The sequence below is a fragment of the Nitrospira sp. genome, assembly GCA_029194675.1.
Classification (GTDB): domain Bacteria; phylum Nitrospirota; class Nitrospiria; order Nitrospirales; family Nitrospiraceae; genus Nitrospira_D.
This window is the reverse complement of the sequence record JARFXP010000001.1, coordinates 1,616,390-1,640,928: the sequence shown is the minus strand read 5'-3', so window position 1 is coordinate 1,640,928 and position 24,539 is coordinate 1,616,390. Positions and strand designations below refer to the sequence as shown.

Here is a 24,539-nt window from a genome sequence, read left to right as displayed (position 1 = left end):
TGACGAAACTTTCAAGAGTTATTGTGAATGCGGAGGAAGCTGAGACGATCAATGTTTCGGCTTGTGGTGGTCGCCTGTTTGTGCGGCTCCGCCCTTGGTGTTGAGCGGAGTGAAGCGGGCCGCGTAGGCGTCTTGTCCCGGCAACTTGAGGAAGACAATGATCCCGGTATCGGGGTTAATCGTAAATTCCCCGGTACCCTTGAGGGTGTTTTCACCGGACGGTTCCAATTCCACCTGGATGGTGGCCTTCTCATACCCCTGCTGGATGGTGGCCTTGGCTTTCGTCCCATCAGTGGGGATGGCCTTGTCGGAATGATCCGCTACATACAGGATCAGTTCTCCATCCTTGGCGACTAGTTCTAGGTGATAGGGCCCTGCAGTAAGGGCTTGCCCGCCGTGAAGGGCCTTCACGGGGTCGGATGGTTTCTCTGAGTGGTGGGCCCCAACCGGTACCGCCACGAGCAGCGTTGCGCACAGAGTTAAGTTCACCAGCAGATATTTCATGATCGGTTCTCCCAATCAATGCTTCGGTGGGTGGTGATGGTGGTGGTGAGGGCCGGCTTCATCCCCGTGTGAATGCGCTTCCCCACCCTGTTCGCCCTTGGGTTTCAGCGGCATGAAGCGGGCGGCATAGCCGTCTTGATTCGGCAGCTTCATGAAAACGACGACGACGGTACTTGGGGTCAGCGAAAAGGTGCCGGAGCCTCTGAGGATATTGCTCCCTACCGGATGCAAGTTCACCTGCGTCCTTGTTGACCCGTTCTCGATGTTTGCCTTGGCTAATCCGCCGTCCACGCTGATGGCATTGTCCGCGTGGTCGGTGACGTATACGGTCAAGTCTCCGGCCTTGGCGACCAGTTCCATATGAAACGGACCGGTCATGCGCAGTTGCCCACCGTGCGGAGCTTCAATGGATTCGAAAAATTCGTCGGTATGGGCCTGAGCCGTGAATGAAAAGGCCAGGGTTACACCGAATACGAGGGCTGCGATCGTGTTGTTCATGCTCAGGTTGCCTCCTCACTCGCCGACCATTCAACGCTTCCGGTGATCCGGCCGCGATGGATAGGTTTCTCTCGATTCAACCACTCACGGTGCATCGACGTTACGTGAGCAGGTGGTCCGAAATGAGTGCTGCGAGTTCGGCCGGCTCGACGACTCCTTCGCGTGTGAGCAGTAATTTACCATGTGCGAAGAAATGAGTAGTGGGGTACGTTTCAAATGTGTGAGCCTTCTTGATCTCACGACAGCGGCCCGGCACATGCATCTTGGCCTTGCCGATTTTGATCTCGGGGAATTTCGCAGCGGTCGCTTCAAGAATAGGATCGTAAGCCTTGCAGGGCTCACAGGTGGCAAGGCCGTAAGTGACCACCGCACCGGCGCTGTCGGTGAATTCTTTGTAGTTGGCGTCGCTGACGTCGAGAACGGTGCTCATAAGCCGTGCGCAGTGTTGAGCGCCGAGTGCTGAGTTATCCGATGGCTCGGCTCTCAGCACCCAGCACTCAGAACTAGTGATCAGTTCAACTTCGCAAGGGCGGCGAGGATGTCCTTGTCCTCTCGCGCCGTCTTGATTTCCTGCACCTTCGCGTAGGCGACCTTGCCGTTCTTATCGACGATCACGGTCGCGCGTTTGGAACAGTTCAGCGGTTCAAAGTAGAGGCCATACGCCTTGGCCGTCGTCCGATGCACGTCGGACAAAAGGCGGTGCTTGAGGTCCATGGAGTCCGCCCAGGCCTTGTGGGAAAAGAAGCTGTCGCAGCTGACGCCGAACAACTCCGCATTGGCGGATTGGAACTTGGGGAAGTCATCGCTCAAGCACTTGTTTTCACCCTGGCAAACAGGACTCCAATCCAGAGGATAAAAGCAGAGCACGACGTTTTTCTTGCCCTTGTAGTCGCTCAACTTCACGTCCTTCTGGTCTTGATCCTTGAGATTGAAGTCCGGGGCCGTATCGCCCACTTTGATTTCCGGTGCTACATCGCTCATCGCAAACCTCCTTATATTAGATCTGTACGGGTGATTGCTGTACTGAGGTCTCGGATTGGAAGGGACCCCACCGTGCACGATCAACTTTGTAACCTGTGGTTTAAAGCGATGTCAACGGTCCGATAGGCCTATCGGGCTGTTGAAAAAGTCCGCCAGCGGCGTTCTCGCGTCGCTCAGAGGCTCAACGTACCGAAGCGTACGCCTCTCCTCTTCGCTCGCTGCGGTCTTGCCTGTGGAAAGGCGCGTCTTGGCGCGCCCGGGGTGGGCAGGTGAGAACGACGAACTTTTTGAACAGCCCGCGGGAGAATAAACGTTCGGTAGAAATCAGCAACTTGTTAACCGATTGAGAAATTCACGAGGTTTGAAGTTCTCGGAATCCCAACATTCGACCGGCCGGTGCGGCGGTCCGATAATTCCTGATGCGAACCGTGCGACGAAGCTGAGGAAGGTCGAGTGCTGTTCCGACCTTCGGAGCATGTCCCACCCGCAGCAATTCGCCGGCCGACTCAATCAACACTTCCTTCGCCGTGCTGTCGGAAAGTCCTTTCGCCATAAACACTTCAACCTCGTCCAGGCCGAACTTGCTGAGTCCGAGTGAGTAGGACCACACCAGGTCCGGTTGAGAGGTGTCGTCATGGACGATGGACACATGGTCATCCAAAAGAAAACTCATGAGCGTACGCGGCTGCCAGTCCGAGGGATTAACGTACGCTTGAGTAATGACGTCATAGGCCGTGCCTTGTGACAACAGAGTCAGGCAACGAGCCAGGCGTGCAGCGAGTAGGACGGTATCGGGCATGTCGCGAGGGGAGGCGATGGACGGTGCGACGGCGCCCATGAGGTCATGTTCCCAAGACAACTGCTTCATCACTTCGGCAGCATGGCTCATCGGGAGCGGCATAACCACATGGGCGGACCAAGGGCCTTGCGTCGCCTGCCAAGATTCTGCCGAACCTTCCTCATGTCGAATGGCTAATGAAGCGCCATACTCCTGCTCATAGAGGAGCCTCAGCTCCTCGGTGGTCGGGGCAGTGCCACGATAGCCGATGAAATAGAGCGGAGGCCGTTTTGCAGAGGGTTTTGGTGATTTTTTCCGAATTCTCATAACCGAGAGCCGTTCAGAGTTATTTTCCCGCTTTCCGCGCCTTGCGGCGGTCTTCTGGATTCAGCAGCCGCTTCCGCAGGCGAAGGTTCTGCGGGGTGATCTCGACCAGCTCATCGGCCCCGATGTATTCCAAAGCGAATTCCAGCGTCATTTCGCGCGGAGGGGTGAGCACCAAGGCTTCATCGGAACCGGAGGCCCGCATGTTGGTGAGGTGCTTCTCCTTGCACACGTTTACATCCAGGTCCTCATCTCGGCTGTTCTGGCCCACGACCATCCCGCGGTAGACGTCGACGCCGGGCCCGATGAACATGGCACCGCGTTCCTGTGTCATGAAGATGGCATAGCCCGTACTGGCGCCGTCTTCGAAGGCGACCAGCGAGCCATGTGGCGCCACGATCAGGTCCCGCTCCTCCGCCGGTTCGTAAGCCGAGAACACATGGTGCATAATGACGGTCCCGCGGGTCTTCGCCAGGAGCACGTTCTTCAGCCCCATGATGCCTCTGGTCGGAATGTGGTACTCCAAATGCATCTCACTGGTCCCGACATCAGAGTGAATGAGCCGCATGTGCCGCATCTCGCCGCGACGTTTGCCGATCTCTTCGATGACCGTGCCCTGATAGTTTTCCGGCACCTGGATGGTCAACTCCTCGTATGGCTCCATGACGGCGCCGCCTTCACGATGGAGAATGACCTCGGGTTGCGAGACTTGCAATTCGTACCCTTCCCGCCGCATCTGTTCGATCAACACGGCGAGATGGAGTTCGCCTCGACCCGCCACCAGGAAGCGGTCGGCGCTGTCCGTCTCATTGACGCGGAGCGACACGTTGGTTTCCAGTTCTTTGAACAGGCGCTCACGCAAATGGCGTGATGTCAGGAACTTGCCTTCACGTCCGGCGAAGGGACTGTTATTCACCGAGAAGGTCATCTGAACCGTCGGCTCGTCGATCGAGACGCGCGGGAGGGCAACCGGACGCTCGGCGTCGGCGATGGTGTCTCCGATGCTCACCTCATCAAGCCCCGCCACCGCCACGATCTCTCCGGCGGCTGCCTGTTCGGTGTCGGCTCGTTCAAGGCCCGAATAGACTGCGAGGTCGGACACTTTTCCTGGAATCTGCGCGCCGTTCTTGCCGAGGACCATGACATTCTGCCGCCGGGCGATTGAACCGGACTGGATCTTGCCGATCCCCATCTTACCTTTGTAGGAATCTTGCACAAGGGCCAGCACAAGAATTTGGAGCGGGGCCTCGACGGTAATGGCTGGGGCTGGAATCTTCTCCAGCACGGTATCGAGTAACGGTATGATGTCGGTCCCCGGCTTGTTGACATCAAGCGTGGCGATCCCTTTAATCGCCGACGTGTAGACGATCGGAAAATCGAGTTGTTCGTCGGTGGCTCCCAGATGGACGAACAGGTCGAAGGTGCGGTTGACGACGTCGTCGATGACGGCGTCCGGCCGGTCGATCTTGTTGATGACGACGATGGCTTTGTGCCCAAGCGCCAAGGCTTTCCGCAACACGAAGGTCGTTTGCGGCATGGGGCCCTCTTTCGCATCGACCAAAATCAATACACCGTCCACCATCCGGAGCGTGCGTTCCACTTCACCGCCGAAATCGGCATGGCCTGGAGTATCGACAATGTTGATTTTCACCCCGTTATAGATAACGCTGGCGTTTTTAGCCCTGATCGTGATCCCACGCTCCCGTTCCTGGTCCATCGAGTCCATGATGCGTTCGCCCATATCGTCGATCTTGCGATGGACGTGAGTTTGGCGGAGCACCGCATCGACCAAGGTCGTTTTGCCATGATCGACGTGGGCGATGATGGCGATGTTGCGGATATCGCTGCGACGGTCATGAGGGGCGCGTACTGTGGCCATAATGACGATATGTTCCTGATGACAAAAAAAAGACGCCCTGAGAGCGAGGCGTCGTTACCACTATACTCGAACTCTATTCTCCCAAACAAGCAAATATAAATGAATGCGGAGAATAACTTCAAGAGACGAAAATCGAGGAGGCGGTGAAGATGATCCAACATGTGCCGAATGTAACGACTGCGTTCGCAGCGATACGCCGGTCATCCTCCGTGTGCGTCACGAAGTAGGCACCGACGACCATGTTGGCCGGCGAAAAGGCCGCACCAAAACCAGACGTCCTATGCCGCTGCCATGACCACCAGGATGAACGGGATCAGGAAGTTGAACTTGGCACCGAGGAAGTGCTTGAGGTGGTTTGATTGAATACGGATTCCCACTGACGTACCTTGTCCTCCACCTCTTCGCGCTCGGTGAGGACCGCTGCCGTCACCAGCACGGTGACGCTGAGGACGCCCATGAAGACTTGCAGGAGCAGCAAGGACGTTTCGACGGTCGGCTGGGCGAACGGACCGGTGCCCTGAGCTGTGCCGACGACGGCGAGGGCACTCGCCAGAACGAGGGCCGTCGCCGCTCCGTGCAGGCCAAAGCGGAAGGTGGCCCACACCAGAAAAGGAACGACCAGATAGGCCAGCGGAGTGGGGAGACCAGTGATGGGCAAGACGATGCCAAAGATGACGCACGCGAGCGTCGACAACAGCAGCAGCAACAGCGCCGCTTCTGCCAATTGCCGTGGGTGCCAATCGACTGAAGGCCGGCGGCTCCACGTCAGAAGGAACACCCCGACCGTGAGAACGCCGGTCATGTCGCCCAGCCACCAGGTCCACCAGATGAAGGGGATGGCCTTGGCTGGCGCGAATCCTCCCACATATAGGCTGGCGGCGCCGAGGGTAGAGGCGATCAGGCACATGAGCATCGCCACGCCTGCGAACGTGAAGGCGTGAGTGGTTTGTTGAAAAGGACGAACTGAGCCGGTCCAGCGCCGGATGAGAAAGCTCCCCGCCAAAGCCTGGAGGGTGGAGCCGGTGGCGATGCCCGCCGACACGAACAGGTGAGCCGACAGGGGGAACGGGGTGGCCGTGCTGAAGCCGTCCCAGAGGTTCGCCAGAAATGCCCCCAGCCAGACGCCGGGCCAGATCCGATGGCCGAACAACAGCAAAGCGGCCAAGGCGATGCCGGACGGAGGCCACACCGCCGGCGCCTTGTTCTCCGGCGGCAGGGCGAGCATCAGACCAAGCCGGGCCGTGGCGACGTACAGGGCGGCAAGGGCCAGCACCAGAGCCAGCCACCGCAGCCACCCCGAAGTAGAGCGTGTTTCCGTCAAAGTTCCTTTCTTCGTCGGCGATAACGCCCGAAGACCGGAGTCTAACCGCAAGGTGCATGTCGGACAGGCACGGCTCACGGCTGGTCGCGATTCTCTTTCTTTATCTCATGAAGAGGCAGACGCAAAAGGAAATTGCTAAACTGACCGACCCGTTGTGGTTATCCCTCTTTGCCTTTGAGGCGCCGCTACGCGGCGGTGACGTATTGTGTCGTCACCGCGACAGGATCGAAGCAGCCTCAGCCAACAGGGCGAGACCACATCGCTCTATGGTTCACTCAAGCCGGTGACAGTGGAACCGAAGTCCGGACAACTTAATTTGCTCTCTACAGCGGTCACTTAGGCGACATTGGCGGCGGAAACTTGAGTTTTGAGGGGGCGCATTGTAAGGTTTTCCAGCCTCTCAGATCAGACTTCCTCAGGAGTGAGTCCTCATGCCACGAGATGACCCGTTCTTTGAAATTCAGACAAGACCACCCCGTCGCCTACGCCGGTGGCAGGTCGCCTTAATCGGTTTCTTGGCTGTCACCATCGTGGGAGTCACGACGGTCGCAGGAATCATCTGGTACTTTTCCCAAGATCTTCCATCGCTCGACCTGCTCCAAAACTATCAACCTAGTTTGGTCACCACCGTCTATTCGGATGATCGCCAACCCATCGGCCAGTTCTATATCGAGCGCCGCATTCTGACTCCGCTCCCTGAAATTCCAAAGACGCTGACACAGGCCGTCATTGCGACGGAAGACGCGCGGTTTTTCGAGCATCCGGGATTGGACTTTATCGGGATGCTCCGGGCGGCTTGGACGAACATTCGTCACGGAGGGAAGAAGGTCGAAGGCGCCAGTACGATCACGCAACAGTTGGCTCGTTCGCTCTTTCTCTCGTCCGAGCGGTCCTATGAACGGAAGATTCGTGAGCTCATTCTCGCGTATAAAATGGAGGTGGTCTCCGGTAAGGAGCAGATCCTTGAAACCTACTTGAACCAGATCTATTTCGGGCAAGGAGCCTATGGCGTCGGTTCCGCGGCTCACTCCTATTTCGGGAAAGATGTCAGATCTCTGACTCTTGCCGAATCCGCATTCCTAGGCGGTCTGCCGAAGTCGCCGAGTCGGTTTTCTCCTTTTACCGCCTATGATTTGGCGAAGAAGCGCCAAGAGCATGTGCTCGCCAGAATGGAGGAGGTCGGGTTTATCAGAGCGGCGGAACGGGAAGCGGCTGCTCGTGAAAAACTGAATTTCCATCGACCGGGAAGCGAACATCTTGCGCCGTATTTCGTTGAATACGTCCGTCAACTGCTTGTGGCGAAGTACGGCGAGTCGATGGTGTACAAAGGCGGTCTCCAGATTTACACGACCCTGAATTTGGAGATGCAAAAAGCGGCTGAATCAGCGCTCTTGAACGGAGTTCGCGAGCTCGACAAACGGGAAGGGTGGCGAGGGCCTCGGCGGACCGTCGATTTGGCGACTTTCCAGCCCTCGGCCCTGGCCCAGACGGATCAGCTGCTCAAACCCGGGTATCTGGGTGAAGGGGTCGTCTTAAAGGTTGCGAAGGATCACTATGTGATTCAAGTCGGCGCATTTACCGCGAAGCTGGCGTTTGACGACATGGCGTGGGCCAAGCGGATTCTCAAGGGGCCGGATCCCGCAGTGGATTTCGTCGTGAATCCGAATCTCAAGCAACTCCTGAAGCCCGGGGATGTCATCGAAATCGGCGTGAAAAAACTCACCAAGGACGGAGTGCAACTCACGCTGGAGCAGACGCCGATCGTCGAAGGAGGACTGATCGCGATCGATCCCAAAGGGGGTGCGATTCGGGCGATGGTGGGCGGCTATGATTTCTCCCGCAGTGAATACAACCGGGCGGTGCAGGCTCACCGGCAGCCGGGGTCCGCGTTCAAACCCCTCATTTATGCGACCGCGATGAGTCAAGGATTGAGTCCCGCCACACAGATCCTCGATGCCCCGGTCGTCTACGAGCAGGAAGAAGAGGACAAGATTTGGAAGCCGGAGAACTATGGCCGTAAGTTTCACGGCATGGTGAGCCTCAGAGATGCGCTGGCTCAGTCACACAATCTTGCGACAGTTCGGTTGTTGGACAAGGTCGGCGTGAAAAACGTGATCGAGCTCTCGCGTACCGTCGGGGTCACGAGTCCGCTTCCCGCCGATCTATCCCTGGGACTCGGCACATCGTCGGTCGGCTTGATGGAGTTGACTTCGGTGTACGGTGTATTTTTGAATCAGGGGAATCGCGTGGAACCCTTTGCCGTCAAATCGGTCAAAGATAACCAGGGGAAGACGCTTGAAGTGACTGAGCCTGAGCCTCACGAAGTCATCGCCAAAGAAACCGCTTACTTGATTACCAACATGATGGAGGATGTCGTGCAGAGGGGAACCGGGCAGGCGGCGAAGGTTCTGGGGCGTCCGATCGCCGGGAAAACCGGCACGACGAACGACTACATCAATGCCTGGTTTATCGGTGGAACACCGAATCTGGTCACCGGCGTCTATGTCGGTTTTGATGACCGTCGCTCACTGGGAGAGAGCGAAACAGGAGCTCGTTCAGCTTTACCGATCTGGACTGCGTTTATGAAAGAGGCGCTCAAGCAGCTTCCGGTTGTCCCGTTCGAGATTCCCGACGGGGTGACTTTTGTGAAAGTCGATGCCGCTACCGGACTCCTGGAGTCGGAGCAAGAAGGAGAAGAGGAGAAGGGAACGGTTGAACTCTTTGCGAAGGGGAGTGAGCCGACTCAGGCGGCGCAGCGTCGGCTGGATCCAACCGATTTCTATAAGCTTGATCAGATCCCCGAAGGTCAACCGATCGGAGACGACAACTTGCAACCGCCCTGACTATGACTTCGAATCTTGATATTCCTCGTGCCAAGCCATCTGAATCGTCTCCAGAATCTTCTCGTTCGACTTCTTGGGATCGTCCCGAAATTCCGACAGCGCAACGACCCAGGCATGCATGTCGGTGAAGCGTACCGTGAGGGGATCCGTCTCAGGGTGTTCTTCAACCAGCCGGATGGCGATCTCTTCGGCATCTTGCCACTTCAGGTCCACCACTGTCCCTCCACGGTCACGACACCTCCGACACTTTTTTCCCCTGCAGGCCTTTCTTAAGAGAATCGTCCAGCATCACGGTGTTCAAATGCTTTGCGGCCTGTTCGAGTTCAACCATACGCGCACGGATGGCACGGGGATCCGTCCCGTCCTTTGCGGTGGACAACTGCGACAATGCGATGCGGATCGCATCGGTTTCCTCACGCGCCACCAGATGCCCTGCTTCCGCCAATGATTTATCGGTGGTCTTGAATAAGGATTCGGCATCTAAACGAGCTTCAATCAGCTTGCGAGCGCCGATGTCCTCTGCCGCAAACTTGAACGAGTCCTCGATCATCCTCTCTACTTCCATGTCGGACAATCCATACGAGGGTTTGACCTCGATCGACTGGCTTTGGCCCGTCCGCATGTCCGTCGCCGTGACATTCAAGATTCCGTTGGCATCGATCAAAAATGTCACCTCGATGCGCGGTACGCCGGCCGGGAGGGGCGGTACTTTAAGACGGAACCGCGCTAAGCTCCGGTTGTCCTTGACGAGTTCGCGCTCACCTTGCAGGATATGAATGTCGACTCCGGTCTGACCGTCGACATAGGTCGTAAACATTTCCTTGGCGCTCGCTGGAATGGTCGTGTTCCGGCGGATCAGGCTGCTCATGACACCGCCCATCGTTTCAATGCCGAGAGACAGGGGCGTCACATCCAGCAACAACATGTCTGTTGTCCCGCCGCTGAGAATGTCGGCTTGCACGGCCGCGCCCAGTGCGACGACTTCGTCCGGATTCAGGTGGCAATGTGGAGGTTTCCCGAACAGGGCTTCCACGCGCTGCCGAACCAACGGCATGCGAGTGGACCCGCCCACCAAGACCACTTCATCGATGTCTTTCGGGGTGAGCCCGGCGTCCTTTAACGCCATACGACAAGGAACCAAGGTGCGTTCGATCACAGTCATCGCCAGGGACTCGAGCTGATCACGCGTCAGCTCTCTGGTAAAGCGTCCTTTGTCCTCCGGTAGCTCGATAGTGATCTCGGTCTTGAGATCATCAGAAAGACGTATCTTGGCCCGCTCAGCTTCCAGCCGGACGGCCTGTATGTGATCAGGATAGCCGCTTATGTCGATCCCTTCCCGTTCTCGAATTTCCGCAATAAAGAGATCAACTAATAGGCGATCGACATCGTCTCCCCCCAGGTGTGTATCCCCGTTGGTCGCGAGCACCTCGAAGATACCGTCCTTCAATTTCAGGATCGAGATATCGAACGTGCCGCCCCCGAAATCATACACGGCGATCGTGCCTTGCGTTTTCTTCTGAAGTCCGTAGGCCAGAGAGGCGGCGGTTGGCTCGTTGATGATCCTCAAGACTTCCAACCCGGCAATGAGACCGGCGTCTTTAGTGGCCTGTCGCTGGCTGTCGTTGAAGTAGGCCGGAACAGTAATGACGGCCTTCGTGATGCTTTCACCGAGGCACGCCTCCGCTCGCAGCTTCAATTCTTTGAGGATCATGGCGGAGATCTGCGGCGGCGAGTAACTCTTTTGGCCCAATCGGATTCGGATGACGCCGCCGGTTTCAGTGAGGTGGTACGGAAAATAGCCGAGCTCATCCTGGACATCGGCCAACCCTTTACCCATGAACCGCTTTACGGAATAGACCGTACGCTCTGGATTTCTGGTCAAGTGCTCCTTCGCGGAGTCTCCAACGATCAAGCCATTGTCCGTTACGGCGACAACCGAAGGTACCATCGTCCGGCCATGACGGTCGGGGACGATGCAGGGCTGCCCATCATTCATGTAGGCAACCAGCGAATTTGTTGTGCCGAGGTCGATGCCGACTATTCTTGCCATATCACAAGCGCTGAAAAATGGTTTCTTAGGCGATGGTTGCCGCTAGGTCGTCGACGATATTGTTGATATATGTCCGATGCGACAGTAGGTCGCGCATTTGCTTCAGGATTCTGCCCCGTTCCGCCCTCGCCGAGTTCGTCGCCTCTCCGGCGTCTTGTAACTTGTCCCAGTCGGCAAACAACCGGCGAAGTTGAGATTCCATCTCTTCCTTGCGTCGCTCCAACGTCTCCTGTTCTGTCTGGAGAGTGGTACGGAGCCGGTGGCCCTGATCCGAACCACGATCCGATGCTCGGTATTCTTCCAAGGTATCTTGTAGCTCTAGAATCTCTTCAAAGAGATCAGCCGGAGGGGAGGTCCTAATGTCTTTGACGGAGCCGGTTTCTAGGGCCAATAGGTATTCCGCTCGTTGAATGGGGTCCCGGAGCGTGCGATAGGCAGTATTAAGGACGGCGGCATTGCCGAGGCTGATTGTCTGTTCGTCCGTGCTCTTGGTCTGATAAAAATCTGGATGGAATGTCCGACTCAGTTCGTAGAACTTGGCCTCCAATTTCTTTGGGTCGAGCGTGAGGCGCCGTGGAAATCCGAAGCAGGTGAAATAGTCGGTTTCTTTTGAAACCGGCTGGACTTTCACGCAACGTTCACAGAAGTATTCCCCCGTCACTTCGGACTGACAATGCCAGCACATGCTCCGGGCCATCTGCAGCTGGCGACGACGATCTGAATGAGTTGATGGGTGATCGTTATCCATGAGCAAAAACGGGCATGGCGCGCGCACCATGCCCGATCGGTTTCTCCTGCTCCTATCGAATCAGGCCGAGAACGATTCCCCGCAGCCGCAGGTCTTGTTGGCGTTCGGGTTGAGGAACTTGAAGTTCCCGCCCATGAGGTCTTTTTGATAGTCCAATTGGGTTCCCTGAAGGTAGATGGCGCTCTTGGCATCCACGAGCACCTTGACACCATCGATCTCATACACCTGATCGTACTGTCCGATCTTGTCATCGAAGTTAACCGTATAGCTGAGGCCAGAACAGCCGCCTCCCTTCACCCCGAGGCGGAGTCCGCCCTCCTCGATTCCTTGGACATTAATCAGCCGCTTGACCTCTTTCAAGGCTGCGTCGGTGAGTGAGATGATCGGAGCCTGAGCCCCGACATTCGTTGTATCCATTTGTGGCGCTCCCTTCGTGACGGTTACTTGGTGTCAGCCGGCTGCTCGTCAGCCTTCTTCTGATAATCGGCCAATGCGGCTTTAATGGCGTCTTCCGCGAGGACCGAGCAATGAATTTTCACCGGTGGAAGATTCAATTCCTGCACAATGTCCGTGTTCTTGATCTTCTGGGCTTCATCGATCGTCTTCCCCTTGAGCCATTCGGTGGCTAGACTGGAGCTGGCGATCGCCGACCCGCAGCCGAAAGTCTTGAACTTGGCATCGACGATCGTATCGTTTTGTACCTTGATCTGCAGCTTCATTACGTCGCCGCACTCCGGAGCTCCCACCATCCCGGTACCGACCCCTTCTTCGCCCTTCTTAAAACTTCCCATGTTGCGGGGGTTGTTGAAATGATCGACGACCTTATCGCTGTATGCCATGGTGTCCTCCGAAATATACGTTGTATCTCAGTTAGTGTGCCGCCCACTGAACGGATTTCAGGTCCACGCCCTCTTTTGCCATTTCATAGAGCGGGGACATTTCGCGCAACTTGGTAACGACCTCAATAACCTTTTTGATCGTATAGTCAATCTCTTCATCGCTGTTGAATCGGCCCAGGCCGAAGCGGATCGAGGAGTGAGCAAGCTCCGTCCCGACGCCGAGTGCACGCAGCACATATGAGGGTTCCAGCGTGGCCGACGTGCAAGCCGATCCGGACGAGAGGGCGATGTCCTTCATGCCCATGAGCAGCGACTCCCCCTCGACGTAGGCAAACGAGATGTTGAGATTGCCAGGCAAACGGTTAGTCGGATGGCCGTTCAGATAACTTTCCTCAAGCGCTGCCATAATGTCGGCCTGAAGGCGGTCGCGCATCTTGGTCAGCCGTGCCGCTTCCACCGTCATCTCCTGCTCACAGATTTCACAGGCCTTTCCGAATCCCACGATCAGCGGAACCGGTAAGGTGCCGGACCGCATGCCGCGTTCATGACCTCCTCCGTCCATCTGGGCCGCGATTCGTACACGGGGATTCCTTTTTCTGACGTAGAGCGCACCGACTCCCTTAGGGCCGTAAATCTTGTGGGCTGAGAATGACATCAGATCAATGCCCATGGCTTGTACATCGACCGGTATTTTCCCGACACCCTGTGTGGCATCGCAATGAAACAGAACGCCTTTTGCTTTGGCAATCTTGCCGATTTCCTGGATGGGATTGATCGTACCGATTTCGTTATTGGCCAGCATGACCGAGATCAGGATCGTCTTGTCGGTAATGGCGTTCTGCACGTCTTGTGGATTCATCATGCCGTACTTGTCGACCGGCAGATAGGTCACGGTTGTCAGCCCTTTGGCTTCAAGGGATTTGGCCGTATCGAGCACGGCCCGATGTTCAGTGGACGACGTGATGATGTGCGTGCCCTTCTCCTTGTACATCTCCAAGACGCCCTTCAACGCCAGGTTGTCCGATTCGGTGGCGCCGCTGGTGAAGACGATTTCTTTTGAGTCGGCCTTGATAAGCTTCGCAATCTGTTTTCGGGCTTGTTCCACGGCTTCTTCCGCGGCCCAGCCAAAGGCATGATTACGACTGGCGGCGTTACCGAATTTCTCGATGAAATACGGCAGCATGGATTCCAGAACTCGTGGGTCCATGGGAGTGGTGGAATGGTTGTCGAGAAAAATGGGAAGCTTCATCGTTCTACTCCTTGTGCCGATGGAGACTGAATCGTAATAAGGGGTGTGCCGCCCATCATGTCTCCCAGCGTCATGTTGTTCAGTAATTGATAGATACTGTCTTGAATTTTCAGTAGCGGCGTACGGATGTTGCAGTGTTCGCGCTGCATACAGAAATCACCATCTTTCTCGTGCGAACAGTCGGTGATGCCTAGAGGGCCTTCGATACTTTCGATGATTTGCGCAATCGTGATCAGTCTTGCGCTTCGTGCCAGGAGATATCCCCCTTTGGGACCGTTGTGACTTTCGATGAAGCCGTTCTTTGAGAGAACCTGAAGGACCTTCGCCAACAATTCCAGGGGAATGTTGTATTCCTCAGCGATCTCTTTCGTGTTCACCACGCGGCCAGGAGTCACGTCGCCGAACTGGACGGAGGCAATATGCTGCAGCGCCATGAGTGCGTAATCAGCCTTTTTTGAAATCTTCAACATTACTATTGCCGATCCGTTAGATCGGAGACTATAATGATCTCCGATCAGTTTGGTCGGACTAAGAGTAGCACGCAGGTTTCTCTGGTGTCAATACACAGTCAGAGTCGAGCGTTGCCTCAGAAAGGAATAGGCCCATGGGCGGGACAAACCCGTATATTGAAAAGACCGATTATGAGCTTCCAACAACCTCCTATGCCGTGACATTTATCCAACCAAATGGGAGTTCGACCACAGTCTCAGTCAATCCAGAAAGTATTCCCTACGGTGCCACTGGCCTACCGGGGAGCATTTTGGATATTGCGATGGGTCACGGAGTGGACTTGGAGCATGTCTGTGGTGGTGTGTGCGCCTGTTCGACTTGTCACATCATCGTGAAGCGGGGACTGGAAACTTGCAACGAAGGCACAGACGATGAGTACGATCAGCTGGACGAAGCTCCCATGACGACATTACAGTCTCGCCTGGGCTGCCAATGTGTGCCGAACGGAACCAAGGATATCGTCGTCGAAATCCCGGCCGTCAATAAAAATCTCGTGCGGGAGGGACACTGATTCGTCCCGTCGGGCGCCATTTCAGTCGTAGGTCTCTACCTTCACCTCCTTTCGGTCGTAACCCCTCTCCAAAAAATAGGTGCGAAGGGGACGGACGAAGGCTTTGGTTCCGCACAGCATGGGAACGACTTTGGGCCGTCCTTTGACCAGCGGCGTGAACATGGCCACGGTTTTTTCCACCGCTTCCGCCTCTCCGTTCCGAGCGACCAGCGGAAGATAGCGGAAAGAGGGATGTTGCATGGCCATGGTGAGCCATTCCTGATGGAACAAGACCTCGTCTTCGTTAGGTGCCGCGGCGATCAATAAGACGGGAGTTTCGATTTTCGAAAAGAACATCTGCTTGAGGAGGCATCGCATTGGGGCAAGGCCGGTGTAGCGTCCGATCAGCAGCAGTTCTCGGTCGAGAGGTTGAGGTAGGATGAAATTGCCATAGGGGCCTGACAAGGGAACTTCATCTCCTGACCTCAACTCATAGAGATAATTAGAACCAAGTCCACCGGGCACCCGATCAAATACCAGCGTTAACTCCCCATATGGCGACGAAGGATCGGCCATGGAATATGCGCGGTTGAGCGGCGGCTTTGGTCCCACCGGCAATTTGAGCGACACCCATTGTCCCGGTTGAAAGGAAATCTTGCTGGTCTTTGGCTTGACCACGATCTGGCGGACATGGGGTGTGAGGTCCGTGACCGCAAGCACCGTGGCAGATTGCGTGAGTTCCGCCATGATCGATTCGCGGCACCGTCATAGCAGAAGCCGTCAGGAGATGGAAGTGGTAAGGCGATGTACAAGGATTTTCACTGCATGGTATAGATGTGCGGTCTGTTGCGCTTGAAAAGGGACACTGCATCATGAGTGACGTTCGCGTCCGGTTTGCGCCCAGTCCGACGGGATTTCTCCATATCGGAGGAGTGCGCACAGCTCTGTTCAATTGGCTGTTCGCGCGCCAACGACAGGGTGTATTCATACTCCGCATCGAGGATACCGATCAAAGTCGCTCGACGGATGAATCGATTCAGGTCATCCTTGCGGGCATGAAATGGGTCGGCCTTGATTGGGACGAGGGACCATTCCGTCAAACGGAACGGATGGATCTCTATCGTAACTATGCCTTGAAGTTGTTTGAGACGGGGGATGCCTACTGGTGTGTGTGTAAGGCGGAAGAATTGGAGGCGCGACGAAAGGAGGCGGAAGCCAAAGGGCTGTCGCCTCGTTACGACGGCCGTTGCCGCAATCTGAGGATCGCAAGCCCGCCCGGGGACGCCGCCCTTCGATTCAAGGCTCCGCAAATGGGCCAGACGATGATCGATGACCTCATTAAGGGAACAGTCGTTTTCGATAACACCGTCGTGGACGATTTGATTATTCTCAGGTCCAGCGGCTATCCCACCTACAATTTTTCGGTCGTGATCGACGATGCGCTGATGGGCATCACGCACGTTGTGCGGGGAGACGACCATCTGACAAACACGCCGAGGCAGATTCCCATTTTTGCGGCACTGGGCTTTCCCGTCCCGCGCTTCGGACATCTGCCGATGATTTTAGGCGCAGATAAAACCAGGCTCTCCAAACGTCACGGTGCCACCTCGATCATGGCCTATAAAGACATGGGCTATCTCCCCGATGCCATGGTCAACTATCTGGTCCGACTTGGCTGGTCTCACGGGGATCAAGAAATCTTTACGCGGCAAGAATTGATCGAAAAGTTCTCGTGGGATCACGTGCAGAAGTCGGCGGCGGTCTTCAACCCGGACAAGTTGCTCTGGACGAATGCCGAGTACATCAAAGCCAGTCCCCCACGCCAAGTAGCCCAAGCGCTTGTGCCGTTGTTGGAACAAGCGGGGTTGACCCAGGAAGTTGGAGCTGTTTCGGATGAGTGGCTCGCGCAGTTGGTGGTCTTGGTGAAGGAGCGGGCCAAGACCTTGGTCGAAATGGTGGAGTGGGTGAAGCCGTATTTTGGACAGGAGGCCCAACTTGAAGTGGAAGCAGCCAAGAAATTTCTCACGCCAGCAACCGCTCCGTTGCTGCAGAAGCTTCTCATGCGTTTCGAAGCGTTTCCCAGCTTTTCCAAACAGGCTTGGGAAGAGAGTTTCAAGAAGCTCGTCGAGGAAGAGAGCGTCAAGATGGGGGCATTAGCCCAGCCTGTTCGCGTGGCGCTCACCGGTCGAACGGCAAGTCCGGGACTCTTTGAGGTGATGGAAGTGCTGGGTCGTGACCGGACCCTGTTTCGCCTCCGAAAAGGGCTCGAGCGTGCCTCCACGGGATGAAGGGTCCACTTGTCAAACCCGCGTCGATCTTGACGGAATTGCGATTGATATATTACTGTGAACCTCGGTTGGGGGATCGTCTAGCGGTAGGACGTCAGTCTCTGGATCTGACTACCTAGGTTCGATTCCTAGTCCCCCAGCCAAAATTTCTCTCTCGTGCCACTTCCACGATTTGCTTCGGTACCGCGCTGGGGGATCGTCTAGCGGTAGGACGCCGGCCTTTGGAGCCGGCTACCTAGGTTCGATTCCTAGTCCCCCAGCCATTTCCAATATCTTTTGATTCTCACTCGCTGATTCCCAACTAAATCATGTTGCTGGGAATCCACTAGTTCTGTATCCTCGCTCGCAACTGCTCTGTAACCTAATCACTCTTGCGTGAGGAGAATCGTGATGGGGCGACGATGGCTGACTTTGATAGTGATACTTGGACTGATGCCTACGCTGCTGGCCATGCGCCCAGTCGATGAGATGCTGTTCAAAGCAGCACTCACAGGCGACATCACCGAGGTGCAGGCACTTATCGACAAGGGCGCTGACGTCAAGGCGACCAGTGACGGAGGTTTTACCCCACTTTTCGTCGCGGCACAGAGTAACCATCGCGACATTGTGGCGCTGTTACTGGATAAGGGCGCGGACGTGAAACAGTCGACGTCGAGCGGCGGAACTCCACTCCATATTGCAGCTCAGAAAGGGAATCGGGAGATTGTAGCATTGTTGTTGGCCAACGGGGCCAATGTCGAAACTGTCACGCCTAAAGGGTCAACCCCTCTCTACATTGCGGCCCAGAACGGGCATCGTGAAGTTGTGGCTCTCCTCTTGGAAAAGGGAGCAGTTATTACCCAGGCTGATAACGAGGGCGTATCGCCGCTCATGATAGCGGCGAGGTATGGACACCGAGAGGTGGTGGTATTTCTTCTGCAGCAGAAGGCAGCAGTGAATCAGATAAGCCACCATGGCATTACTGCGCTTTCCCTCGCAACTCTCAACGGGCATCAAGATGTCGTAGCACTTTTGCTAGACAAGGGTGCGATAACAAGCCTGGCAGATCAGGACGGTGCGACCCCGCTCCATCTTGCTGCTCAAAATGGGCATCGCGATACCGTAGCATTGCTGGTAGAGAAGGGCGCTGACATGAAGGCCACGACGAAGGAGGAAGGGACGACCCCGCTGATGAGCGCGGCACAGAACGGGCACCGTGAAGTTGTCGCACTGCTGTTGGGAAAAGGTGCAGATGCAAATCAAGCGCGGAAGGATGAGGTGACCCCACTTTATATCGCAGCCCAGCGGGGCTACCACGACATCGCGCTACTGCTGATCAGCAACAGGGCGAACGTGAATCGGGTTAGGAATGATGGTCATTCTCCCCTCTCCACTGCGGCCCAGTATGGGCATCACGACATCGTGGCGTTGCTGTTAAGTAAGGGGGCTGACGTGAAGGCAGTGAATAAAAAATACGGTTTAACTCCCCTACACTTAGCCGCCTACTATGGTCATCGTGAAGTTGTAACCCTATTACTCAAGCATGGGGCGGATAAGAGAGTGAAGACGAAAGCTGGAGCTCGTCCAGTGGATTTTGCTCGGCAGCAAGGGCATACGGAGTTGATTTCGCTCCTCTCACCGTAATATTGATCGGCATGGAAAGACTATGAAGGGAACCAGAGTATGAGCATTTTTATCCGAAATTCTACGACTTGTTTGCTGGCTTTTGGACTATTGCTCGGAACCGGATGCGCCACTACGAAAATGGATTGGGAGGAAGCAAATCGACAGGGAACCGTCGAAGCATACGGTAAGTTCTTGCGGGATCATCCAGATGCTGACCAGGCTGCCCTTGCAAAGAACCGGATGATCGATTCGGCATGGCGCCGCACCCAGACGATCAATACCATTGAAGGCTATAAGCATTTTATCCAGACTTACCCGCAAGCTGAGCAGGGAAGTCGCGCAAAAGAAGAATTGGAGAAATTGGAGGTGACCAGAGACTGGGAATTTGCAAAAGCTGCAAGCACCATTGCTGCACTCGACGAATTTTCTCAACAACACCCTCATCACTACACTGACCACATTACATCAGCACGGCAGAAACTGGAGATCTCACGAGATTGGGAAACGGCCGTAGCATCCAACACTTCTCGGGCATTCAAGGATTTCTTAAGACTCCATCCATCATCACAACATGATCAGGCAGCCCGGGAACGTCGGCGCATGCTGCAACTGGAAGAAGCTTGGACAGAGGCGGCGACTAAAAATAACGAAACCGGGTGGCACGATTTCATCGATATGTACTCAAGCAGTCCCAGGTGTAACGAGGCCGTTGCCAAGCTACAGGCTCTTCCGGGGCGCAAACCTGGTTCCCCTGCTTTTCCTGATAACGGGAAGCGGCCTACTGTATTGCGAGGCCGGATGACTATTCAAATGATTATGGGTGATAGGCCATCATCAGGAATTGTGATTCTGAGCAGATGCACTGATTTCATCGTTAAATCAACTGAAGACGCTAAATTTGATAGCAGCTTCGGGCCAAGTGCTTCCCAAGGTATCTTGATTATTAATCCTGGGTCTCTCTATCGCATTGTTGGATATCTTAGCGAGAAAACTATTGTGGCATCTGAAATTGTGAAGGAAAGAGATATAGAAGAATAGTGAGACGGTTCATATCGTTCCTCTGTTGTCCCTCAAACCCAGGCAACGTCGGCTGTCAGAAATTCTCCTTTGGGGATCTTTCGTTGACCAGGGAGCTTATAGCTCCCATTCCCTCCGGTCCAGCCCAGACAAAATTGATCCACATAGTTTGAGGAATTTCCTCACAAGCTACTTGGCAGTTTGAGATTGCAGCCAGATGGGGAAATTAGACAGAATGCTTCTAAAAGTTCTAATAAACTCTTTTATGCTTTCGCGGCTCACCCCTCCTGTCACGTCAAGTGCAGATCGAATGACCACTCTTCCTTCGTCATCAAAATAAGCGGCATTAAGTCGCCTGGTCTTGTTCCACTCGTTAATAGCTTTGAGTGAAGGTGGAGGGTCCATAGGAAATCCAGAAAACAATTCAAGTATTTCGCCTGTCTCTTGAAGGGTCAGCCCCACCCCAAATCCTCCTAACTCAAATTGATAGATATAACGGCCATCCGTTGCTCTGATTTCTTTGTACTCCAAACCCATCCCCCTAAGGATTCCGTTTACTGTCGCCGGACTGAGACGTTTGTAAACTGTATCCTGTTGTATGAGATCGGTTGTCTGACTCTCAGCAATGCTTGAACAACCAAATAGTGCAATAGTAGCTCCCAAAATAAGGGCAATTGATCTAATTCCCATAGGGAGAGCTCTTCTTAATGCTTATCTACTAATCCAGAATATGGCTGAGGCGAACTACGCGCCAGAGAGACTGTCCACACACCCTTCAATTGCAGCGCATTCTCATGACTTATGCCATTTCTGTCAAGGCCTCTTGCCATATCGGATTGGCCTTTGGGCTTTATCATTGCTTTTTTCTTTCCACGATCGAAGGTACGTTCGTTTTGCTATTTCGCATCCCGCAGAGATGCGACGCGCCGCCAATCAAGATGATCGGCAGCGTACGAACGTTGGGGTCGGATCTTGAATTGTGCATAGCTAGAGTCAGCCACTGTGTGAACGCACAGGCAAGGCTGATTCCGCAGTGAAGTGGATCGAGTCGCGACGACTCATTGAAAGAGCATCGAGACGGAGCCGTCTTTCGCGATCTTGGCGATGAACGGCTTCGCGTGTTTCCGCAGAAAACGTGTAATCTTTGGGAGTGCCTTGACGAAGATCTGAGCCATTTCTTCGCCCTGTAGGTCGCCTGACGTCAGAATAAATGCCGCGACGCCTGCCTTCATGAGCGCCAGTCGTTCCACGTGTCGATACCGGATGCGATGGTCTTTGGTCAGGACGATCCAACCGCGCCGTCCGGCCTCAGCGAGCCAGTTTTCGTCTTTTGCATCGGGTGGAAAGTGATCGTCGTGGATGTGGAGGATGCCACCGGCCTGACGGAGCGCGGTGGCCACGCGCTTCCTTCCCAGAGACCGGTCAAGAAAGAAGATGGGCGGTTCAGGCGGCTTCGACGGAGAGTTCGCACCTGATGGCTTCTTCGATTTCGAGCCGCCGCCGTCCATAGTCCTCTGCCAAGTCATCCATAGATTCGCCGGCCTTATAGCGTTCTGCAATCACCGCCGTGGGAATGCCGGTGCCTGCGAGCACTGGTCGGCCAAAAGAGACGTGTGGGTCGATGACGACGGCCCTGGGCTCCTCGCGGAGGTCGCGTTTTCTGGTGAAGGGGTAAAGTCTGATCGGTATCCCATTGAGATCACGTTCAATGCGATGGAGGTGTGCCTGCAGGATCTCATGGATGGCCAACTGTCCATCCTGGGAGACATTGATCAATTGGCTGAATTTCTTGATGAAGAGGTTCAGCCCATCCGTGGCGAACTCTTGATCCGCTAGGGGATGCCTTGAAGGGAACTGCTTCGCAAGATACGTCATTGCGGCTCTGACTTTTTCCAGCGGAATGTCGTGTTTACGGCGAATGGCATCCAGGACGTGGATCTCCACCAGATTCATAAAGGAGAGTAACTTCACCGCTGAGTCGGGAATCTGAATGATCGGTCTAGAGAAGCGAACGCCGGCTGTGCTGCGGTAGTGCCGTCCGGACATCCAGTCTCGGATCGTCGTGCGTGGAATGCGCAGATAATGCGCGGCTTCCATCACGCCGTACGAAGGCACTTCTCGTGCATCAACGTGTTTGTCGAACGCTGTCAACCTTGGTTTCATAAGTCTGAAAGGCACTGTAGTCCTGTCTTTATTGCCGGTCAAGTGGCGCGTGGAAGTTCAGAAACAGGCAACAGAATAACCCGCCGTGTATTGATTCCCCGCTGTTTGGTTACTACAACGACGCCATGTCGATCACGAATCGAAACTTCACATCGCCTCGGAGCACCCGTTCATAGGCTTCGTTGACCTGTTGAATGGGGATCAGTTCGATGTCCGACTCGATCCGATGTTGCGCGCAGAAGTCGAGCATTTTTTGCGCTTCTTTGATGGATAGCTGCCTTGTGAGCCAAGAAAGGCTGAGCGACTAAGAACATGAGGGAAGAGGATCGTTAGACTGTGAGACCCAGGCGATGCTCGATGGCGAGAACTCGTTGCTCCAAATTCTCCACCCGCTGATGGAGTTGCTGTTACGACAAGCGTAGGAGAGCTCGGGTTTCTTTAGTTTCACTTTGCGTTTCTGAGCGGAAATCCTCCATGTACTGTCGAACGGCCTGTTGTCCTTCAACGAGAAGCGAGATCTTATGTTCGAGATGTTCGGCCAGGACACCGGTATGCCGTTTGACGTCTTCGGTTTCTTCCCGAAGCCGGCCTTCGGTCTGTTGAATCTCCTGGCGAAGCTGGCCTTCGGTCTGTTGAATCTCCTGGCGAAGCCGGCCTTCGGTCTGCTGAATCTCCTGGCGAAGTCGGCCTTCGGTCTGTTGAATCTCCTGGCGAAGCCGGCCTTCGAGGGCTTCAGTGGCTCCGGTGACAATGTGTTTGATTTGCGCCAGGGATTCTTGATCCATAGCATGGGCTCCAATCGACGCTACTGTAGGTGATCGGTCAGGAGAATTCAACGGTCTGGAACGGCGATCAGTCGTCTCCCGTTAGCTTCCGAAAAGCATCTGAGGTTGAAGCTCAGGAGTTCGCTTCACGAATGCGCATGACGAATCACGCGAAGAGTTGGCAGCGCCGGCGCTGTCCAGGGGTTAGGTCAACGTACTGAGGTCGATCACGAATCGAAACTTTACATCACCTCGGAGGACCCGTTCATAAGCTTCATTGACCTGCTGGATGGGGATCAGTTCGATGTCCGACTCGATCTGATGTTGCGCGCAAAAGTCGAGCATTTTCTGCGTTTCTTTGATCCCACCGATGAGAGAGCCGACGAGACGACGTCGCTTAGAAATGAGTGAGAACGCCTGAACGAGAGTCGGCGTTTCGGGTGCGCCGACGAGAATCATGGTGCCATCTGTACTGAGCAGGTTCAAATAGGCGTTGTAATCGTGTGGCGCGGAGACCGTGTCGAGGATATAGTGGAAGTACCCTTGGAGCTTGGTGAAGGTCTGAGGGCTGGATGTTACGGCAAAGTTGGCAGCGCCCAGCCGCTTCGCGTCTTCCCGTTTATTCTCCGAGGTGCTTAACACCGTAACCTCGGTTCCCATCGCCTTGGCGATCTTCACCGCCATGTGCCCGAGGCCCCCCAGACCGACGACGGCGAGTTTGTGATAACGACCGACGCCCCATTGACGCAGGGGAGAGTAGGTCGTAATTCCTGCACAGAGCAAGGGGGCCGCTCCTGCTGGAGAGAGCGCTGAAGGAATGCGGAGCACATATTTCTCGTCCACCACGATCTGGGTCGAGTAGCCGCCTTGAGTGATCCGGCCTGCCCTATCCTGTCCACTGTAGGTCCAGCGTGTGCCTCCCTCGCAATATTGTTCCAAGCCTTCGCGGCATGCCGTACAGGTCCTGCAGGAATCCACGAAGCAGCCGACACCGGCTCGATCACCAACCTTGAAGGTCGGCACGGCGGTGCCGACCTGCGCGACCGTTCCGACGATCTCGTGTCCGGGTACCATCGGGAACAGGGAGATGCCCCACTCGTTGCGGGCCTGATGGATATCGGAGTGGCAGATGCCGCAATGCGAGATCGTGATCAAGACGTCGTGCGGACCGACATCGCGTCGTTCGAAGGAAAACGGCTGCAATCTCTCTTTGGCGGCCATCGCCGCGTAGCCTTTAGTCGCGAGCATTGGATGTTCTCCTCCGGGAGGTAAGCAAGAAATATCCCCTTAGCCGGTTTACTCCGCCTTGCTAATAGTGAAGGAAGCGGACTCTGTTATCAACCTGATCGATTATTGCATGGAGCATGTGAGTATGGGCTCGGTGAGGTGGAACATGACTCTGTCGTTCCGTGACGCAGATGCTCGTTCGGCGAACCGTTCCTCACCCCCTCTTTTGGCCTTGGCCATGATGCTGGGTTTCAGTGACGGACTCGGGTATGACCCTATCGGTTGTGAGTGGCGAACCTGGAATACGGAATTGTTCCGCGGCCCACATCCCCAGATCCGTAATTTGACAACGCTCAGAACAGAATGGACGCCAGGGGTTTGCTTCCCAAGTCGTGGATTGGTGGCACAAGGGGCAGGTCATGAGTGTAGTGTAACGTCGGAACCGAATGAAGTACAGTCGC

Annotated in this window: 27 protein-coding genes and 2 tRNA genes; 7 read left to right on the top strand and 22 right to left on the bottom strand. The window is 55.2% G+C overall.

Features of this window, described 5'->3' with window-relative positions; translation table 11 throughout:
• Positions 1 to 48: 48 nt before the first annotated feature.
• The 7 genes from P0120_07980 to P0120_07950 all read right to left on the bottom strand — a co-directional run bounded on the left by P0120_07980 (position 49) and on the right by P0120_07950 (position 6,363).
• Positions 49 to 504 carry a hypothetical protein gene (locus P0120_07980; protein ID MDF0674266.1) on the bottom strand — a complete coding sequence of 152 codons (456 nt, stop codon included), beginning with the start codon at positions 502 to 504 and terminating at the stop codon, positions 49 to 51.
• Positions 505 to 519: 15 nt separating this feature from the next.
• Positions 520 to 1,002 carry a hypothetical protein gene (locus P0120_07975; protein ID MDF0674265.1) on the bottom strand — a complete coding sequence of 161 codons (483 nt, stop codon included), beginning with the start codon at positions 1,000 to 1,002 and terminating at the stop codon, positions 520 to 522.
• 100 nt (positions 1,003 to 1,102) lie between these two features.
• A complete protein-coding gene (locus P0120_07970; protein ID MDF0674264.1) occupies positions 1,103 to 1,432 on the bottom strand; it encodes a thioredoxin family protein in 330 nt (109 codons plus the stop codon).
• Between the two features lie 80 nt (positions 1,433 to 1,512).
• Entirely contained in the window at positions 1,513 to 1,983 is a 471-nt protein-coding gene (locus P0120_07965; protein MDF0674263.1) for a peroxiredoxin, read from the bottom strand.
• Positions 1,984 to 2,335: 352 nt separating this feature from the next.
• A complete protein-coding gene (locus P0120_07960; protein MDF0674262.1) occupies positions 2,336 to 3,088 on the bottom strand; it encodes a hypothetical protein in 753 nt (250 codons plus the stop codon).
• Positions 3,089 to 3,107: 19 nt separating this feature from the next.
• Positions 3,108 to 4,964: a translational GTPase TypA gene (gene typA / locus P0120_07955; protein MDF0674261.1), complete on the bottom strand. Its 1,857-nt coding sequence runs from the start codon at positions 4,962 to 4,964 to the stop codon at positions 3,108 to 3,110.
• A 313-nt stretch (positions 4,965 to 5,277) separates the two neighbouring features.
• Positions 5,278 to 6,363, bottom strand: a complete 1,086-nt coding sequence (locus P0120_07950) for an MASE1 domain-containing protein (protein MDF0674260.1) — start codon at positions 6,361 to 6,363, stop codon at positions 5,278 to 5,280.
• Between the two features lie 353 nt (positions 6,364 to 6,716).
• Here P0120_07950 and P0120_07945 point away from each other — a divergent pair, with 353 nt between their 5' ends.
• Positions 6,717 to 9,128 (top strand): PBP1A family penicillin-binding protein, encoded by a 2,412-nt coding sequence (locus tag P0120_07945; protein MDF0674259.1) that lies wholly within the window; start codon positions 6,717 to 6,719, stop codon positions 9,126 to 9,128.
• On the opposite strand, the gene iscX is transcribed toward P0120_07945, so the two are convergent.
• The 7 genes from iscX to P0120_07910 are packed head-to-tail and all read right to left on the bottom strand — an operon-like array spanning position 9,129 to position 14,484.
• Positions 9,129 to 9,341 (bottom strand): Fe-S cluster assembly protein IscX, encoded by a 213-nt coding sequence (iscX, locus tag P0120_07940; GenBank protein ID MDF0674258.1) that lies wholly within the window; start codon positions 9,339 to 9,341, stop codon positions 9,129 to 9,131.
• Positions 9,342 to 9,357: 16 nt separating this feature from the next.
• Positions 9,358 to 11,178, bottom strand: coding sequence for a molecular chaperone DnaK (gene dnaK / locus P0120_07935; protein MDF0674257.1), 1,821 nt, complete (start codon positions 11,176 to 11,178; stop codon positions 9,358 to 9,360).
• 25 nt (positions 11,179 to 11,203) lie between these two features.
• Entirely contained in the window at positions 11,204 to 11,956 is a 753-nt protein-coding gene (gene hscB / locus P0120_07930) for a Fe-S protein assembly co-chaperone HscB (GenBank protein ID MDF0674256.1), read from the bottom strand.
• Between the two features lie 30 nt (positions 11,957 to 11,986).
• On the bottom strand, positions 11,987 to 12,343 hold the full coding sequence (locus P0120_07925; protein ID MDF0674255.1) for an iron-sulfur cluster assembly accessory protein: 357 nt from the start codon (positions 12,341 to 12,343) through the stop codon (positions 11,987 to 11,989).
• Between the two features lie 23 nt (positions 12,344 to 12,366).
• Entirely contained in the window at positions 12,367 to 12,765 is a 399-nt protein-coding gene (gene iscU, locus P0120_07920) for a Fe-S cluster assembly scaffold IscU (protein ID MDF0674254.1), read from the bottom strand.
• Between the two features lie 31 nt (positions 12,766 to 12,796).
• The gene (locus tag P0120_07915; protein ID MDF0674253.1) at positions 12,797 to 14,014 is read right to left on the bottom strand and encodes an IscS subfamily cysteine desulfurase; all 1,218 of its coding nucleotides are present in this window, start codon (positions 14,012 to 14,014) and stop codon (positions 12,797 to 12,799) included.
• Positions 14,011 to 14,484, bottom strand: coding sequence for an Rrf2 family transcriptional regulator (locus P0120_07910; protein MDF0674252.1), 474 nt, complete (start codon positions 14,482 to 14,484; stop codon positions 14,011 to 14,013). The genes P0120_07915 and P0120_07910 overlap by 4 nt, the downstream gene beginning before the upstream one ends.
• Before the next feature lie 134 nt (positions 14,485 to 14,618).
• On the opposite strand from P0120_07910, the gene P0120_07905 reads away from it, so the two are divergent.
• The gene (locus tag P0120_07905; protein ID MDF0674251.1) at positions 14,619 to 15,035 is read left to right on the top strand and encodes a 2Fe-2S iron-sulfur cluster-binding protein; all 417 of its coding nucleotides are present in this window, start codon (positions 14,619 to 14,621) and stop codon (positions 15,033 to 15,035) included.
• A 21-nt stretch (positions 15,036 to 15,056) separates the two neighbouring features.
• Here the strand turns inward: P0120_07905 and P0120_07900 are convergent, their stop codons facing one another.
• Entirely contained in the window at positions 15,057 to 15,761 is a 705-nt protein-coding gene (locus tag P0120_07900) for an FAD-dependent oxidoreductase (GenBank protein MDF0674250.1), read from the bottom strand.
• Positions 15,762 to 15,886: 125 nt separating this feature from the next.
• Here P0120_07900 and gltX point away from each other — a divergent pair, with 125 nt between their 5' ends.
• From gltX to P0120_07875, 5 genes are all read left to right on the top strand, one after another.
• Positions 15,887 to 17,302, top strand: coding sequence for a glutamate--tRNA ligase (gene gltX / locus P0120_07895; GenBank protein ID MDF0674249.1), 1,416 nt, complete (start codon positions 15,887 to 15,889; stop codon positions 17,300 to 17,302).
• A 69-nt stretch (positions 17,303 to 17,371) separates the two neighbouring features.
• Positions 17,372 to 17,445 (top strand) — tRNA-Gln (locus tag P0120_07890).
• A gap of 46 nt (positions 17,446 to 17,491) precedes the next feature.
• Positions 17,492 to 17,565, top strand: a tRNA-Gln gene (locus P0120_07885).
• Between the two features lie 127 nt (positions 17,566 to 17,692).
• Positions 17,693 to 18,925: an ankyrin repeat domain-containing protein gene (locus P0120_07880; GenBank protein ID MDF0674248.1), complete on the top strand. Its 1,233-nt coding sequence runs from the start codon at positions 17,693 to 17,695 to the stop codon at positions 18,923 to 18,925.
• A 39-nt stretch (positions 18,926 to 18,964) separates the two neighbouring features.
• Entirely contained in the window at positions 18,965 to 19,945 is a 981-nt protein-coding gene (locus P0120_07875; protein MDF0674247.1) for a hypothetical protein, read from the top strand.
• Positions 19,946 to 20,113: 168 nt separating this feature from the next.
• On the opposite strand, the gene P0120_07870 is transcribed toward P0120_07875, so the two are convergent.
• The 7 genes from P0120_07870 to P0120_07840 all read right to left on the bottom strand — a co-directional run bounded on the left by P0120_07870 (position 20,114) and on the right by P0120_07840 (position 24,499).
• Positions 20,114 to 20,614: a YbjN domain-containing protein gene (locus P0120_07870; protein ID MDF0674246.1), complete on the bottom strand. Its 501-nt coding sequence runs from the start codon at positions 20,612 to 20,614 to the stop codon at positions 20,114 to 20,116.
• A gap of 368 nt (positions 20,615 to 20,982) precedes the next feature.
• A complete protein-coding gene (locus tag P0120_07865) occupies positions 20,983 to 21,432 on the bottom strand; it encodes a hypothetical protein (protein MDF0674245.1) in 450 nt (149 codons plus the stop codon).
• Positions 21,368 to 22,087: a DUF433 domain-containing protein gene (locus P0120_07860; protein MDF0674244.1), complete on the bottom strand. Its 720-nt coding sequence runs from the start codon at positions 22,085 to 22,087 to the stop codon at positions 21,368 to 21,370. Before P0120_07860 ends, P0120_07865 begins: the two co-directional genes overlap by 65 nt.
• Positions 22,088 to 22,199: 112 nt before the next feature.
• Positions 22,200 to 22,337 (bottom strand): hypothetical protein, encoded by a 138-nt coding sequence (locus P0120_07855; protein ID MDF0674243.1) that lies wholly within the window; start codon positions 22,335 to 22,337, stop codon positions 22,200 to 22,202.
• A gap of 157 nt (positions 22,338 to 22,494) precedes the next feature.
• Positions 22,495 to 22,872 carry a hypothetical protein gene (locus P0120_07850; protein MDF0674242.1) on the bottom strand — a complete coding sequence of 126 codons (378 nt, stop codon included), beginning with the start codon at positions 22,870 to 22,872 and terminating at the stop codon, positions 22,495 to 22,497.
• Between the two features lie 183 nt (positions 22,873 to 23,055).
• Positions 23,056 to 24,099 (bottom strand): NAD(P)-dependent alcohol dehydrogenase, encoded by a 1,044-nt coding sequence (locus tag P0120_07845; GenBank protein ID MDF0674241.1) that lies wholly within the window; start codon positions 24,097 to 24,099, stop codon positions 23,056 to 23,058.
• Between the two features lie 193 nt (positions 24,100 to 24,292).
• Entirely contained in the window at positions 24,293 to 24,499 is a 207-nt protein-coding gene (locus P0120_07840) for a DNA gyrase inhibitor YacG (protein ID MDF0674240.1), read from the bottom strand.
• Between the last annotated feature and the right edge of the window lie 40 nt (positions 24,500 to 24,539).